Origin of the sequence: Ferroacidibacillus organovorans (assembly GCF_001642725.1) — a bacterium.
GTDB classification, from domain to species: Bacteria; Bacillota; Bacilli; order Alicyclobacillales; family SLC66; genus Ferroacidibacillus; species Ferroacidibacillus organovorans.
This window is the reverse complement of sequence record NZ_LSUQ01000013.1, coordinates 21,585-36,988: the sequence shown is the minus strand read 5'-3', so window position 1 is coordinate 36,988 and position 15,404 is coordinate 21,585. Positions and strand designations below refer to the sequence as shown.

13 protein-coding genes are annotated in these 15,404 nt (G+C 53.9%); 1 reads left to right on the top strand and 12 read right to left on the bottom strand.

The window, feature by feature from the left end; translation table 11 throughout:
• Positions 1 to 2 precede the first annotated feature (2 nt).
• Genes AYW79_RS06445 through phoU form a run of 3 tightly spaced genes read right to left on the bottom strand, consistent with a single transcriptional unit; the run spans position 3 to position 3,631 of the window.
• Complete coding sequence (locus AYW79_RS06445; RefSeq protein WP_067563410.1) at positions 3 to 701, bottom strand: response regulator transcription factor; 699 nt, start codon at positions 699 to 701, stop codon at positions 3 to 5.
• A gap of 28 nt (positions 702 to 729) precedes the next feature.
• Positions 730 to 2,970 carry an SF1B family DNA helicase RecD2 gene (gene recD2, locus AYW79_RS06440; protein ID WP_067563406.1) on the bottom strand — a complete coding sequence of 747 codons (2,241 nt, stop codon included), beginning with the start codon at positions 2,968 to 2,970 and terminating at the stop codon, positions 730 to 732.
• Between the two features lies 1 nt (position 2,971).
• Positions 2,972 to 3,631: a phosphate signaling complex protein PhoU gene (gene phoU, locus AYW79_RS06435; RefSeq protein ID WP_067563404.1), complete on the bottom strand. Its 660-nt coding sequence runs from the start codon at positions 3,629 to 3,631 to the stop codon at positions 2,972 to 2,974.
• Between the two features lie 264 nt (positions 3,632 to 3,895).
• Here phoU and AYW79_RS06430 point away from each other — a divergent pair, with 264 nt between their 5' ends.
• Positions 3,896 to 5,167, top strand: a complete 1,272-nt coding sequence (locus AYW79_RS06430; protein ID WP_067563401.1) for a helix-turn-helix domain-containing protein — start codon at positions 3,896 to 3,898, stop codon at positions 5,165 to 5,167.
• Here the strand turns inward: AYW79_RS06430 and AYW79_RS06425 are convergent.
• The 9 genes from AYW79_RS06425 to AYW79_RS06385 form a co-directional block, all read right to left on the bottom strand.
• A complete protein-coding gene (locus AYW79_RS06425) occupies positions 5,149 to 6,498 on the bottom strand; it encodes a bifunctional folylpolyglutamate synthase/dihydrofolate synthase (RefSeq protein WP_067563398.1) in 1,350 nt (449 codons plus the stop codon). The genes AYW79_RS06430 and AYW79_RS06425 overlap by 19 nt on opposite strands.
• A gap of 66 nt (positions 6,499 to 6,564) precedes the next feature.
• The gene (locus AYW79_RS06420) at positions 6,565 to 8,295 is read right to left on the bottom strand and encodes a sensor domain-containing diguanylate cyclase (RefSeq protein ID WP_067563395.1); all 1,731 of its coding nucleotides are present in this window, start codon (positions 8,293 to 8,295) and stop codon (positions 6,565 to 6,567) included.
• A 238-nt stretch (positions 8,296 to 8,533) separates the two neighbouring features.
• The gene (locus tag AYW79_RS06415) at positions 8,534 to 8,965 is read right to left on the bottom strand and encodes a hypothetical protein (RefSeq protein ID WP_067563392.1); all 432 of its coding nucleotides are present in this window, start codon (positions 8,963 to 8,965) and stop codon (positions 8,534 to 8,536) included.
• Positions 8,966 to 9,306: 341 nt separating this feature from the next.
• Entirely contained in the window at positions 9,307 to 10,500 is a 1,194-nt protein-coding gene (metK, locus tag AYW79_RS06410) for a methionine adenosyltransferase (protein ID WP_067563458.1), read from the bottom strand.
• A gap of 189 nt (positions 10,501 to 10,689) precedes the next feature.
• Positions 10,690 to 11,520, bottom strand: a complete 831-nt coding sequence (locus tag AYW79_RS06405) for a peptidoglycan-binding protein (protein WP_067563389.1) — start codon at positions 11,518 to 11,520, stop codon at positions 10,690 to 10,692.
• Between the two features lie 172 nt (positions 11,521 to 11,692).
• Complete coding sequence (locus AYW79_RS06400) at positions 11,693 to 11,917, bottom strand: alpha/beta-type small acid-soluble spore protein (protein ID WP_067563386.1); 225 nt, start codon at positions 11,915 to 11,917, stop codon at positions 11,693 to 11,695.
• A gap of 117 nt (positions 11,918 to 12,034) precedes the next feature.
• Positions 12,035 to 13,021, bottom strand: coding sequence for an LCP family protein (locus AYW79_RS06395; RefSeq protein WP_067563383.1), 987 nt, complete (start codon positions 13,019 to 13,021; stop codon positions 12,035 to 12,037).
• A gap of 7 nt (positions 13,022 to 13,028) precedes the next feature.
• Complete coding sequence (locus tag AYW79_RS06390; RefSeq protein ID WP_067563455.1) at positions 13,029 to 13,775, bottom strand: WecB/TagA/CpsF family glycosyltransferase; 747 nt, start codon at positions 13,773 to 13,775, stop codon at positions 13,029 to 13,031.
• A gap of 13 nt (positions 13,776 to 13,788) precedes the next feature.
• Positions 13,789 to 14,922, bottom strand: coding sequence for an LCP family protein (locus tag AYW79_RS06385; RefSeq protein ID WP_067563380.1), 1,134 nt, complete (start codon positions 14,920 to 14,922; stop codon positions 13,789 to 13,791).
• Positions 14,923 to 15,404: the final 482 nt, after the last annotated feature.

Genomic DNA, 15,404 nt, shown 5'->3' with positions numbered 1-15,404 from the left:
ACTCACTCACTCCGCGTAAACTTGTAGCCAACACCGCGCACCGTTTTAATATACCGCGGCGATTTAGGGTCACGCTCAATTTTTTCACGCAAGTGGCTCACATGCACATCGACAAGCCGCGTGTCACCCGCATAATCGTATCCCCACACGCGATCCAGAAGTTGATCGCGGCTGACCACCCGATCCGTATGCTGCAATAAAAAGTAGAGTAGGTCAAACTCGCGCGGTGTCAGATCAATCAGTTTTCCATCTACGGTCACTTCGTAACGCGACACGTCCAACCGCACCGTGCCAACCTGGAAAATCTCCTGTTGCTCCTGTTCGCGCTCCCCTTCGCCCTTGCGCCTGAGCACCGCGCGCACGCGCGCCACCAATTCGCGTGGGCTAAACGGCTTCGTAATATAATCATCCGCCCCCATTTCGAGGCCAAGCACTCGATCGATCTCTTCGCCGCGCGCCGTCAGCATGATGATCGGCGTATCTTTGTGCATCTGACGCATGCGCTTGCATATCTCTAGCCCACTCATGCCCGGCATCATCAAATCGAGGATCAGCAGATCAAACGTGTCCTGCTGAATCTGTTGAAACCCCGCCTCGCCATCTTCTGCGAGCGTAACGTCAAAGCCTGCCTGAACGAGATTGTAACGAACCAATGTACGAATCGACTCTTCATCATCGACGACGAGCAGCTTCTGGCTCACGTTCCGATCTCCTCTACCAAATGGGATGTCAGCGATCCTTCAAACGCCAGGATAGCCCAGTAAACCGTTGATTCATCTGTTCTTGCCGCACGGCGAGCTCCAACGCCGAGCGCGTCCCCACCAACACCAAGAGGGATTTGGCGCGCGTCATCGCCGTATACAGCAACTGCCGAAAGAGCATCACCGCGTGTTCGCGCATCACAGGCAAGATCACCGTGTTGTATTCACTGCCTTGGCTCTTATGAACAGAGATTGCGTACGCCTGGATCAGCGCGTGCGCCTCGTTTTTTGTAAACTCCATGCGTCTCTCCAGCGTTTCATCTGCAAAGCGAACCACCAGCGCGTCGCGCGTGACCGCTTCAATTCGCCCTGTGTCCCCATTGAACAACTCGCGGTCATAGTCATTCTTGGTATACATCACGCGATCTCCGACGCGAAACGTGCGCTCACCCACGCGCAGTGCTTCATCGCTCATCCGTAGACGCTCACTGATGATTTCGTTCAATCGATCCGTACCAGTGTGTCCACGCTTCATCGGAGACAAAATCTGAATCCCCTGGTGCGCGTCATACCCCACATAGCGCGGCAAGCGCTCCGTCGCGAGTTCGGCAATCCGTTCAGCCGCGTTCGCCGCGCGGTCTTCCTCGATAAAAAAGCACTCTTGTCGCTCACGATCCTGTTTAAACTGGGGAATACGCCCCATCCGCACCTCGTGTGCGACTCGAATAATCTGACTATGGAGTCCCTGCCGGAATACAAAAGATAAAGATACAATGGGAAACTGTGAAGAGTCTATAAGGTCTTTTAAAATCATGCCTGGTCCGACCGCCGGCAACTGCTCCGGATCTCCGACGAGCAAAACGTGCGCCTGATCAGGCAGCGCCTCGAGCACACTGTAAAACAGGGGCGCGTCAATCATTGAAGCCTCATCAATGATAAACAGATTCCCGTCCATCCGGTGACTCCGGTCGCGCCCGAAACCAAAGCGGCCTTGGGCGTTTTTTCCCATCTCAAGCAGCCGATGAATCGTTTGGGCGGGACGTTCCGTGCTTTGCGCCAAACGCTTGGCAGCTTTTCCTGTGGGGGCAGCGAGCACAACCGTTGCGCCGAGGGTTTCGAAAAAGGAGACCACGTGACGAATGGCAGTCGTCTTTCCCGTTCCTGGACCTCCCGTCAAAATCACAAGCGGGTGATCGTCAACCAGCTTAGAGACGCTCAACTGCTCCTCGGACAGCGCTTGAATCGTGTCATCCTCTTTCGCATTTGCGCATTCTTGCGCACCGTCGCCCACGGCGCCCTCTTGCATACTTTCGAGCGATGATCCCTCACGCGGCGCAGTTCCCTGCGAGAGCGCGCCAGAGAGACTCCCACCCTGTTTCAGGACGCGCAACAGCGACGCCGTCTGCGTTTCCAAGCGATAGTGACGCGCCCCATAAATGCACAACTCCGGAAGCTCGTGCTGTTCGGCTACCACACTCCCGCGTGCCAGGAGGCGTTGCGCCTCTGCCGCAACCGCATCCTTCTCAATGCCGAGAAGCGCGATCGCTTCTTCGAGCCACATGGAGTATGGGAGATAGATGTGCCCATTTTCAATGGATGCGTCGAGCACATGCAGCAGAGCCGCTGTGACGCGTGCAGGCGCCAAGCGATCAATGCCAAGCGCGGCCGCGAGTTGATCCGCCGTGCGAAAGCCGATCCCGCGCACGTCCGAAATCGTTTGGTAGGGATCCGTCTGAAGCACCTGCAGTGCAGCTTGTCCTCCACCATATACGCCTGCCAGCTTATCTGCGAGGTGGATTCCCATGCCATGCCCTGTCAAAAAGGCGCCCAGTCGAGACAGTTCACCTTTTTCCGCCAACGTTTTGGCGAGTTCTTCCGCTTTGGCGCGAGAGATTCCCGGCACCTTCTTGATCGCTTGCGGATCTTCACGCAAGATATCCAAGGTGCGCACGCCGAACGTGTCGACGATACGCTTCGCAGTCTTCGGACCGATCCCCCGAAAAGCGCCACTCGCGAGAAAACGCTCCATTCCGAGTGTACTCGTGGGAAGGACGACAGTGAAGGTAGAGACGCGAAACTGACGCCCGTGAACCGGGTGAAATTCAAAGGAACCGACCCAGTCACACTCAGCGCCCAAGGGCACTTCGTCAAATTGTCCAATGGCGGTGAGCGTATCGCCGTTTGGAAGCCTCAAGCGTAACGCGGCAAACCCACTCTGTCCGCCTGCCAAGAGCTTTTCAGTCGTCGCCCGCAGACGTTGCGTGGCCACCTTAAACGTTCAGGTCGCGGCGCACCCCGTCGACCATGTAGATAACCCACTCGCCGATATTTGTGGCGTGATCGCCGATGCGCTCAAGAAACTGCGCGACCATCAAAAGCTGCGTCGCCTGCTCCACAGACGTAGGCGTCGACAGCATGAGCACGAGCAGTTCACGAAAAATCTGTCCGTACAATCCGTCAACCTCGTCATCGCGTGTCGCGAGCGTTTCCGCCATCTGAACATCGCGGCGAATATACGCATTCAGGCCGTCTCTCACCATGCCCTGAACGATATTCGCCATGCGCGGTATGTCAATCAGCGGTTTTACCCACGGTTGCCGGTTGACCCGCAGAGCCACTTTGGCGATATCGACCGAGTGATCTGCCATACGCTCAAGATCGGTGACCGCTTTCAAGACGGTCCCCAAAATGCGCAAATCTCCAGCCATCGGCTGCTGAAGCGCAATCAAGCGTAGCGACCGCGTCTCAATCTCGATCTCCATGCGGTCGATCTGATCATCGCCTTCGAGAACTTCTTCAGCAAGTTTTGGATCCTGATCCGTGAGAGCGCGCACGGCTTTATAAATTGATTCTTCAACCAATGCGCCCATGCGAAGCAAATCTTGCTGGAGGGTTTCTAAGTCCTGATGAAATTGTCGTCGCGGTTCCATCTTAAACCCCTCCTGCTGTTTTCATCCTATCACGATATGATTTATTTTTTGTCAAGTTGTTGTAAAGATTCATGTTGCGATGCCACGATTCCATTATCTCTAAATTTGAACTCGAATCAAATCAAGAACGTGCATCCAATAGTCTGAGTGTCACATGTGACAAAAGTAAATCTCCAAAATAATAAGTAACATCCCCTTGCAACTTTCTGCATGGAAGATTAACCTGTTTCTATATCATAAACTAAAATGAATGAGGGACGGATCATGACTTCGATTGGTCAACGTATTCGCGAGTTGCGATTGATGCGCGGCATGACGCAGACGCAATTGGCAAAAGACATTGTCACCCCGAGTATGATTAGCCAAATCGAGGCGGGAAAAGCGCAACCTTCTTCTGCCCTCCTTAAAAAGATTGCGGAGCGGCTCGACGCAGTCGGTGAATTGGACGAGGTTACACAAGGTGAGGATGCAACGCGCACGCAGGGAATTGAAATTGCAGCGTTATGTCTGGCACTCGGACGCGTCACCGATGCAAAAGAAGTTTTAAGCAAGTTGGGAAGTGATATTCCAAACGTTGCAGCCGTCCACTTTCTCCTCGGGCAGATCGCTGAGACAAATCGCCAATTGGAACAAGCCTACGCCCGATACCATACTGCCCTCTCACTCGCAAAAGAGTATCACGTTGAACTTCTGCCGGAGATTCTAAAAAAGATCGGTGACTTACACATGATCCTGCAAGATCAGGATACGGCCGCCTACTTGTATCGCAAAACACGCTATGTGAGTGAGGAACTGCAGCTTTCTCAGGGAATTCTACAGTCTGAGGTAGACGTGTTGCTCTCATCGATTGAACCAGGAGTGTTGCCAAAAGCGTCTGCATCATCTCGCACAGACGATTCTGCATTCATTCGCGAAAGCCCGTTTCCGGCACACCCAAGCTTTACAACCTACGCAGACAAAATGCTACAAGACTCACTCGCTGCGTGGCGCGCAGAACCTTATTCAGCAGAATCCGCGAAGTTTCAGCAGATGGCTCACCTCAAAAGCCGACTGGATGCGCGAGCGTGGATTGCCTTGTCCCTCGACGCCACCATCCACGCTGCCAGGACTTCGATTCAAAACCGCAACCTTGAACAAAGCGAGACCTTCATGACACTCGCAAAACACCAATTGGAACTCGCAGGTACGCCGCAACAGCAATTGAGCTACGCGCTGCTTGAAGCACTTTGGCAGGAGACGTTTGGCGAAGGCGTCGCGATTGCCATACAAAATACGCTTGACACGTACGAGTTGTGGCCCGATGCATACGCAGAGCGCGCAGACCACTTAGTGAGATGGGTTCAGGAAAAGCCCATTCAAGATCCGCTGCGAAAAACGGTTTTAAAAGCCGCCTTTCAAGAACAACAAACGCTTAGACGGTACGATGACATGGCGAAAACTTCTGAACTACTCATTGAAACGCTACGCGCAACAGACGCCGTCGAAGAGATCGAAGAACTGATCGCGTCTATTCGCCGCTATGCATCCCTCGTCTGAATAGAGAAGAACTGCAACGCATCGCCGATGAGTGACTGCGTACCTGCAATGATTAATAAATCTCGTGTGCCCAATGTCTGACACGCTGCATGTACGCTCTCAGCAAGCGTAGCGCATTCAAGTGTCGTTCGGTATTGTCGGGCATACGCGCTTGCGTTGGGGGAGAATACCAGATGCGGATTTGCGGCGCGCGTGATGATAAAGAAAGAAGCAATCTCCGCGAATGCCTCAATGACACCTTCGTAGTCCTTATCTTCAGGGACGGCGAGTATGACGCCGACGCGGGATGCGAAAGCTGATTTGGCTAAACGCACGATTTCTCGGGCACTGTCGCGATGAATCGTTCCGTCGAGCAGCACCGCAGGCCTTCCCTCCGATGTCCCAGGCAACCACTGCGCGCGTCCCGGGACGCTCACCTCTCGCATTGCGTTGCGCCAAGATTCATTGCGCAACTCGCCTTTTAAAAACAGCTCGACAGCAAACATGGCAACAGACGCATTCTCAATCGCGTGTTCTCCAGGCATCGTGAGTTCAAAGTCAGACGAAACACCGCGTTTAGACCAATAGCGAATGTGCGACCCCGCAATAGAAGAGGACAGAATGTCTGTGTGAAAATCAATACCGCGTGAAAAGAGGGGCACGCCCTGCGCCTCTGCCTGTTGCTTGAGAAGCACCGTAACTTCTGGAAGTTGCGACGCAGATACAATCGCACTTGCGCCTGCTTGGATAATTCCTGCCTTTTCCCATACCACATCGTTTAGCGTTGGACCTAACTGCTCCTTGTGCTCAAGGCGAATCGGAGTAAGAATCGCCATGTCTCCCCGCACTTGATTCACATCGTCGTGACGTGCACCGCGACCAAGTTCAAACACATTAACGTCAGTATCATTTAAATAGAAATAACGCGCCGCGACGACGGCTAATATGCCGACAGGTCCAAGATATGCATGGTCAGGAAGTTCACGGCGAATCTGCTCAATCGCCGGAACAAGATCCGACAAAATGGCCATGAAATCATCCTCTGAAATCGCCTTGCCGTCAATTCGAATTCGCTCCGTAAAGTCGACCATGTGCGGGCTCGTAAAAAGGCCCACCTTATTACCTTGCGATTGAAGGAGACGGGCAGTAAAGCGCGACGTCGTCCCCTTTCCTTTACTTCCGGTGATCTTAATCGTTTTCGTGTGCTGATCAGGCGCGCCGATCGAATCAAGAAGGATTCTCGTATAGTGAGGTGTACGCGTTTCGCGGTCATAGCCAAAAACGAATTTTTTTTTTGCATCATTGTAGGATTGATAGAGATAGGCGACAGACTCATAAAATGTAGAAAACACAAAAAACCTCCATCACTTAACATTTCAAAGATCTAACATACCCAAAAAGAACGCAGTGCACAATCTTTATGCGTCATGTGTACCATAGAGTGCCACACGGTTTCTTCCACGCTGCTTCGAACCAACGTACATGGCTCGATCCGCATTTCGAAGCAAACTCTGCGGTACATCCGCCGTATCGGGATAGGTAGCCGCACCGATACTGACTGTAACGCTGAGTGGGAACATCACCGTGTTCCCCTGAGGCGGGATCAAAATTTTCGTCGAAGCGATCGATTGTCTCAGACGTTCAGCGATGTACATGCCAACTTCAGAGTTTGCGCCGGGTAGAATTACCGTGAATTCTTCTCCACCATAGCGGCATACGACATCCCCGTCACGCACTTGTTCGCGAATGATCTGCGCAACTGCTTTTAACACTTCGTTTCCAGGGAGATGACCATACTCGTCATTGATTGATTTGAATTTATCCAAATCAAGGACGAGGAGCGTCAAGGATTCCTTTTTCTCATCTGCACGCCTACACAACACAGGGAGCATGGTTTCAAAATAGCGATAATTAAACAACCCTGTCAATTCATCAATAACGGTTTGCTGCTCAGAGCGTTTGAGGCGCTGCGCATTGAGCCATCCGATCGCCGCCTGATTCGCAAGAATTTGAAGCATCTCGCGATCGCGCGTTGAGTAGTGGATGCGTTCTGCGTGTGTCACGACAAGCATACCGAGCATGCACTCATCATGCTGAATCGGAACGCTCAGCACAGAATTTGCGCGCAACGCAGGGTGCACAGGTTCGCGATACACAAGGGAGGCATCCGCCGTAGTTCGCAGCCAATTCGATGCGTCAGGCAATCGCTTCGGGTCTGCCCCAAGATAGGTCACATCCCGCATTTGATTCTCCATCTCTGCGGACGAACCTCTCACCACGATCGGAGTCAAGTATCCATTGTCGTGTGGTGCAAAGACGAAACTCGCAGATGCGACAACAAGATCCATGACACCTTTGAGCAGCGTATCCAACATTTCTTCTTCATTCAAGTCCTTGTTTAACTTTATGGTAAGGTCACTAATCAGAGAGAGTTGTCGATTTGCAATCACCAGATTGGAATACAGCCGAAAGATATAGATCAAGGCGATATAGGGTAGCACCGTATACAAAAGGGCAATGGGGCCAAGCGCGTGTTGCAGGCTAACCAAAAGGATGACAATCAGTGATTCAATCCCCAAGGCAGTAAGATCCCACAGCACGCCCATACTCCAGGCGCCGACTTTTCCATCCGTTCGCACCGCTTCCAAGATAAGTGTAATCAGATAGTTTGACAGGAAGTGGACACTCATAAACACGATAATCGGAGTCGCATAGCTGAGCGGAGAGACAGACCACGAAATAGGTGGCCCGAATCCAGCCGCAAGTCGAAATCCGAGATCAGAAAACATCGCCATGAGTGACATCATGCTCAAATTCGCAATCAAGCGATGAGAGCGCACCTGCCGGTTCATGACGAGATGGCTCAGAAACCAGGCGACATTCACAACAATCACCGTCGGTACCACGCCAAACTGAAGATACAGCGGCACAATAATTCCAAGGGAGACATTGATCGATTGTTCACCGAGTCGAACGGGAAAGAGCCACGTAAATAACAGGAGTGTCACATAGGCGAGCAAAAGCAGTCCATTGCCTTCGTGTGGAGAATTGACCGGAGCTGTCATCATGTTGTAAATAAAGAGGAGAGAGGCCACGGCCACCATCAACGCGAGACAAACTCGGTATCTGGTACCAACTTCGTTATTCAACAGTGTTCCTCCTCATGGTCGAGGAAACCTAGGAGTCTTGTCCTAGGATGTTTAGCTTAGTAAGAATACTAGAAGATTAACCTGTTTTTTACAATCTGGCAAGTCTCAACGGCAAAGAATTCCAATATTTTATCTGAATCTTATCGCGCGTGATTCTTTCACGCATCGCGTTCAGGTTTGCCATCGTGCACCCATTGCCGCAAGCTCGCTCTTCCACGCGCAAATGATCTCCAGGCGCTTACTTCACGACGCGACTAATCATCTGCACCGCCTGCTGAATCTCATCCTTTGTGTGAACTTCCAGTAAAAGCGCCTGTGTCTGTTTCGCCGTCTCAAGGATTGAAAGAATATCGCTCCAACGGCGATTCCGCGAACTGGGAACGTATGTGATGAATGGAAATGAGGATTGCATGCGTTCAATGATTTGCGCCGTCTCCCCCATACCGTCCAAATCAATAAGCACGACTTCCGACGCATTTCTCCCAAGCGCAAAACACTGAAGCGATAGCGTTCGAATGAACCATTCCACCCATAAATGCGCGTGTTCGACCACCACAATAACCTGCGCGTGACACCCATCGACCCTGTGACTTAAACGGTGCAAGAGTTGCCATATCAGCAAAATCGCGCCATAGAACGCGAGGCCATAAATGATCAACGCATCGATCATACATAACGTCCTCCCATCGCTTTCTCGCACTTGGGTTTCACAGTATGCTGAGGAGCGATTAGCGGTTACACATCTGTCCCGATAGGCAGATGATGGTAGACAGTTGGCGATAGTGCACCTCCCCTCTCAGTCTCTGACCCAGTCTTATCGCGACAGTCATCTTCAAGCAAACATCTTCAAACAAAAAAAAACGCCGCTTTCGCGGCGCCATAGGGGTTAGGGTTTTTCACCATTAGGTTTCGTACCATCCAGTTTATTTTTGGGGGTACCCAGAAACTTATGCGTAGAGAACTATGCGATGTCACCCATCACTCAGCGATGCACGCAGCGGCATCAACCACTCAGCGCAGCGCTGCCGCCCGCAAAGCTTCAGCGCGATCCGTACGCTCCCACGGTAGATCCAGATCCGTGCGGCCAAAGTGACCGTAGGCAGCCGTCTGGTGATAAATCGGGCGGCGCAAGTCGAGCGCGCGAATAATTCCCGCCGGGCGCAGATCAAAGTGCTCCGATACCAGCGCGGCAATCTGCTCATCCTCAAGCGTACCCGTGCCAAACGTATCTACCATGATGGAGACAGGGCGAGCGACGCCAATCGCATACGCGATCTGCACTTCGCACTTGCGGGCGAGGCCTGCCGCCACGATGTTTTTCGCGACATAGCGCGCCGCGTACGCGCCCGAGCGGTCAACCTTCGTCGGATCCTTGCCAGAGAACGCACCGCCGCCGTGACGCGCATAGCCGCCATAGGTATCAACGATAATCTTGCGGCCCGTGAGTCCCGCGTCGCCCTGCGGTCCGCCGATGACAAAGCGACCCGTCGGATTGATGAAGTACTTCGTGTTCTCATCAAGCAAATGGCGCGGCACGACTTCTTCCACGACAAGTCGCTTCAGATCCCGCTCAATCGTCTCTTTGTCCACCAGCGGATGGTGCTGCGTTGAGATGACAATCGTATCGACGCGAACTGGACGGTCATCCTCATACTCCACCGTCACCTGCGTTTTGCCATCCGGGCGCAAGTAGGACACCAGTCGCTGCTTGCGCACCTCGGAAAGCCGCCGCGCCAGGTTGTGAGCCAGTGAAATCGGCAACGGCATCAATTCTTCCGTCTCATCGACCGCAAACCCGAACATCAGCCCCTGATCACCTGCACCGATCGCCTCAATGTCATCATCAGACATCTCGCCCGAGCGCGCCTCAAGCGCCTTGTTAACGCCCATCGCAATATCCGGCGACTGCTCGTCAATCGACGTGATCACCGCGCACGTATCCGCGTCAAAGCCGTACTTGGCGCGCGTATAACCGAGGCTGCGGATCGTCTCGCGAACAACGCGTGGAATATCCACGTAGCCCTCCGTTGTCACCTCACCCGCCACCAAGACGAGTCCCGTTGTCACAGAAGTTTCACAAGCTACGCGCGAATATGGATCTTGTTTTAAGAACGCATCAAGCAACGCATCGGAAATCTGATCGCATATTTTATCGGGATGTCCTTCAGTTACGGATTCAGATGTAAATAAACGGCGTTTCGCCATAAAAGACACCTCCTGACTCTGCACAAACACTGTAACTGTATTATACGAGACAATCTGTGTCAACGAACAGATTTTACCCAGAACAAAATACAGCCCCGTTTGCGGGCCGTGTGGAACGCGATGACGATGCAGCATCCGCCCGCGCCATCCGGACGACGCTGCATCCACGCCGATATACCCCGTTTGCTCCTATTCCCCAGGCGGTCGGACGCCATCCAAAAGATCCCATGTATTTAGCCCAAAGGTGTGTTGGAAATGAGGATAATCCACGATGCTCTTAAAATCGCCGCCCCACTGCAATCCCACCTGCTTGCCAAGCTGACCCATCAGCCTAAACTTTGAGACATCCGTCGTCATCGCGCCGTTTTCAAACGGCGCCGCGTCAAACGCCAATCCCCAATTATGGTAAGAGTCTCCTCCGCGCGCATTTGTGACAATCGGCCCCGGCGTCCATCGCCCTTGTGCAAACAGGCGATCTTCATCATCCCAACTGCGAAACGCCGTGTAGATCCGCACATCCATGTGGTTCGCCCGTGTCAACTCAAGAAAGCGTCTAGCCATCGCCGCCACGTGCGGATTGAGCGAGTCAAGCGAGGCAGAGGTCGGCCGATTTTGGTAGTGATCCTTGTCGTGTGGATGAAACAGGGCTTGTCTCGTTCTCGGGTCAACAATCCCCGAAGGATAGAGACCGTGCGCTTTTTGAAACGCGATGACTGCCGCCGTCGTCGTCGCGCCAAACCAGCCGTCCGCGTAACCCGCGTGGTACCCATTTTGCTTTAACAGTCGCTGCACCGCCAACACATTATCCACGAGAACTTTCCATGTGCTGTTTCGGACGATGCCGTCGCGATTCAAAGAAAATCGATCCTGAAAATTCTTGACCGCGTCACTCGTCTTTTGATCAAAATGTCCATCCAGCGCAAATCCGTTATAATTGAGCGCCAAACCGTTTAGATCGGCCTGCAAAAGACGGACGTAGTGACCTGTGGACCCCAAGCGAATCGACGGAAAAACAGACATTTTCCACGCGCACCCTTTCCCAAGCCCTGTGTTTTAGGCCATTGCCTTCCCTCACGATATGAAGAAGGCCCGGTTCGGGTTCACGGTCACTCCTGGTTCGGAGTCAAACACACACGCTCCTAACTTGAAAAAGGCGGCCGCTCACGCAGCCACCCAGCCGTACCCTCGAACATTACTTCCCTTCCGGCTGACTCCCCTTTAACGCCAGTTGGCCAAACGCCACAAGCTTGCGCGTCATATGACCCCCCACCGTTCCCGCATCACGCGTCATCACGTTCCCCCAATAATCCTCACTGCCCTGATGGACGGGGAGACCCAATTCGCCCGCGATTTCGTACTTCAGATCATCGAGCGCCTTATGCGCGCCCTTTACCACTTGCGTGAATCCACTCGCCATCCGTGTGACCTCCTCACGCGTCGCGACACTTGATTGCGACGCATTGCATTCGGTGTACAGGTCTAGTGTGGCTCCAATCACGCAATTTAGGACGTCACATCTTGGGGCAAATCCCACCTACAGCGAGCGGTCGCGCCCGTCATCCGCGTCGCCGCGCGCCGCGCGCTCAAGCGGGTGGGAAAGGGCAGGAACGGCACCCATTTCTTCACTGCACTCATCGCGCCAAACCGCCATCGCGTCCTCATCGACCAGCCAATAGCTCGGACTCCCCACACTGAAATTGCCGGGTACGGTATGCGCGTGATATGCGCGGAGCCCCTGTAAGGCGTCATACAATTGACGCGTCGCACCCGGCGTCAGATCCGTCGTCGTCAGTTTGATACACGCCGCAAACACCGGATAAGGAAGCCCTCCCACATGCCAAATCAACGCGCGCAAAAACCGCGACTGCCGATGAATTCGTCCAATATCCCCGAGCGGCTCGTGGCGAAAGCGGACGACTGCGAGCGCCGCCTGTGGCGACAGACGCTGCCACCCTTTGCGCACGTGTACGCCCTCCGGCGAATCCACCGTCCGATCCACATGAAACGGCAAGGGCCCGAGGTGCGCCATCACTCTGCGAAATGAGGCAAAATCAAGCGACATCATGGCGCTTATCGGCTGATGCGTCAAGTGTTCCACCGCGCGCTTGAGTCCCCCAGAACCTGACGAGAGGAGCAAACTGTTGATCTTTTGGTACCTCCCGCGCGCGTCAACGACACGCGTATCGCGAGGAATATGTAACGCATCGACAACACCCGTCTCCGGACGCGCCGTGAGCAAGACGAGCGCGTCAGCCTGCATTTCCTGATGGCGCCACGCAAGCGGACTCTCCGGGTCGCGATCAATGCCGACGAGCAGCAGAGAAAAGGGTTGCGCTTTCATTGAAACGTCAAGCGCGCCGCCTGACAGTCCCGATCGCGCTTTACCCAAATGTGAAAGCGCAGTTTGTCCCCTGGACGAGTCATTTGCGGCAAATGCGTTCGGTATGCGAATAAGCAGCGTAGAGCAAAGCAGCGATAGTGTCACGACAAAGCGTGTGCATCGTAAAAAAAACTCACTCAATCGTATCTCAAGACCCCTTACGCAGCCGTTCTTGGTACGCCAGATACGCAAACTGGGGCAGCGCCAACTGTCGACGCCACCGTTTCGGGTCCGTGAGGAGCCGATAAAGCCACTCCAGATGCATCCGCTGAAACAGCGCCGGCGCACGTTTGACCGTGCCCGCTAGAATGTCAATGGTTCCACCCACCCCGATCATCAGTGGAACGGACAGCGCGTCGCGATGCTCCCAAATGAAGCGTTCCTGCCGTGGTTGTCCAAGTCCTACGAGCAGAATGTGTGGCTCAAAATTTCGAATCTGTTCTAAAATTGAAGGCAATTCCGTCGCGTCAAAGTAGCCGTTGCGCCCGCTCACGACAAGTTCCGGGTACAACGCTCTGACAGCATTCAGCGCTTTTTCGTTTGACTCCGGCGACGCGCCGAGAAGAAAAACACGAAAGTTGCGCGCGGCACTTTGCGCGAGCAGCTTTTCCGCAAGCGCGACCCCCGTCACACGCTCCAGGTCAGAATGGCCGTGAAAGCGCGCAGCGAGTACGATGCCGATCCCATCCGGCGTGATCAGATCCGCACCTTCAAGCAGCGGCAAAAGCGTAGGATCGCGCTGCGCGTGCATCACAAACTCAGGACCTGCCGTGATGACCACATGCGGTTTTTGATCCATGGCATAGTCTGTACAGCGCGCGATCACTTCATTCTCTGTATAGGTTGTAAATGGAACATTTAAGATACATAGCACCGTCTCGTCTGGCTGTTTCACGTAGCGACCCTCATCATTTTCCAAAGTGGTCGATCTCAGCGCGCACCTTGTACAATTCGCGTGGATCTACGTAAAAATACCACAAGCCGTCTATCGGGTCTACGGCATTTCGCCCGCGCATCATCTCCGTGACGACCGTGTGGTGCGGACTCAGCATCACATGCATGAGCGCGGTCACCGCCTCCCACACACTCGCGTCCGTGTGCAAGTGCGTCGGCATCGTCACCGCCGTCTTCGCCACCGCAAACCAATGGTCTGGCGGCACATTCGTCGTCACAATCGCCCGCAGCAGCTTTTGCTGGCGCTCCATACGACCCGTATCCGCAAGCGCGTCATGCCGGAAGCGCACATAGTCAAGCGCCTTTTTCCCATCGAGGATTTGCCGCCCCGGCCGCAAGTGAATGTGCGTTCCGTCGCTCGCGTCGTCATAATCCATCGCGCGCTCCACCGTCATCGGCACGCCGCCAAGCGCGTCGACCAATTCCTTGAACGCGTCAAAATCCACGGACAGCGCGTGATCAATATGGAAGCCAAACGTCTCATCAAGCGTTTTTCTGAGAAGAGGAAGATTGCCGTACGCAAGCGCGTGATTGACCTTTGTCATACCATAGCCGCGGATCGCGACACGCATGTCGCGCGGCACCGAGATAAGCAGCACGCGCGTCCCTGCCGCATTGCTCTTGGCCAAAAGCATTGTGTCCGAGCGGGCAGACTCACCCGCCCGCGAATCCGTCCCGACAATCAGCCACAGCGGAGCCGCCTGCCGCGGCGATGCGTGAAACAGCGACTGCAATAGCGCTGAACTCGATTCATCCGTTTGCGCAGGAGAAGCACCCGTCCCCGTCTGCGTTCGTGTCTGCGCCGTCCCCGCTCGCGTCTGTGCGGCAGGCGTATCAGGTGCGCCCTGCGCGTCGCTTGGCATGCCCACAACACCTGGCGCGCCAGACGATCCCGCTGCCCCTTGCGCTGGCTGCGCGACTCCCGTGCGCGGTGCTTCCCCGTTTGTTTGCGCGGCCGCCACGGCCGACGTCTGCGCCGGCACCATGCGGATCGGCGCTGGCTGGCGCGCCATCCATGCGTACCCCAGCAAAAGCGTCGCGCCAGTTACGCCAAACGCCATAAGACCTGATCGAAAAAAACGCTTCACGAGCAGATGCCCCCTCGTCACTTTTTCTTAGGATGTCCAAACATCGCTGAGAAAAAGAAAAACCACCCGCGAAGGGTGGTAAGGTCACGCCGAAGATCATACTCGTGGGTGCAGTCAAGGTCATCCTGACGAAACAGGCAATCCGCACACCGCGCAGTCATGCCGCGAAGATATAAGAATGAATCCATAAAAATTGCTATAAAGTTGCGCGTAGAACGCCATGGGGACATGCGTTCTAGGGGGGACTAGAAAACTACGCCCTACGCGCAGAAACTCTACCCAATTGCTTATTCTCCATGCTCTTGATTCTACAAGATACGACACGGTGTGACAAGCCTTTTTCAAGCATTTTTAAAGGATTTATCAAACGAATCGATTTCAGGCACCCGACAAGGGCATGACATGCCTCGTGTTTGATGGATTTGACCGAGATACCCATACCGCATTTAAGTAATTAAGGGGAGTGATCACTTGTTTTCTTC

Excerpts from the sequence above, each read along its gene's own strand:
- phoU (WP_067563404.1), bottom strand. The coding sequence starts at position 3,631 with ATGGAACCGCGACGACAATTTCATCAGGACTTAGAAACCCTCCAGCAA.
- AYW79_RS06400 (WP_067563386.1), bottom strand. The coding sequence starts at position 11,917 with ATGGCGAGTGGATTCACGCAAGTGGTAAAGGGCGCGCATAAGGCGCTC.
- AYW79_RS06405 (WP_067563389.1), bottom strand. The coding sequence starts at position 11,520 with ATGTCTGTTTTTCCGTCGATTCGCTTGGGGTCCACAGGTCACTACGTC.
- AYW79_RS06430 (WP_067563401.1), top strand. The coding sequence starts at position 3,896 with ATGACTTCGATTGGTCAACGTATTCGCGAGTTGCGATTGATGCGCGGC.
- metK (WP_067563458.1), bottom strand. The coding sequence starts at position 10,500 with ATGGCGAAACGCCGTTTATTTACATCTGAATCCGTAACTGAAGGACAT.
- AYW79_RS06415 (WP_067563392.1), bottom strand. The coding sequence starts at position 8,965 with ATGATCGATGCGTTGATCATTTATGGCCTCGCGTTCTATGGCGCGATT.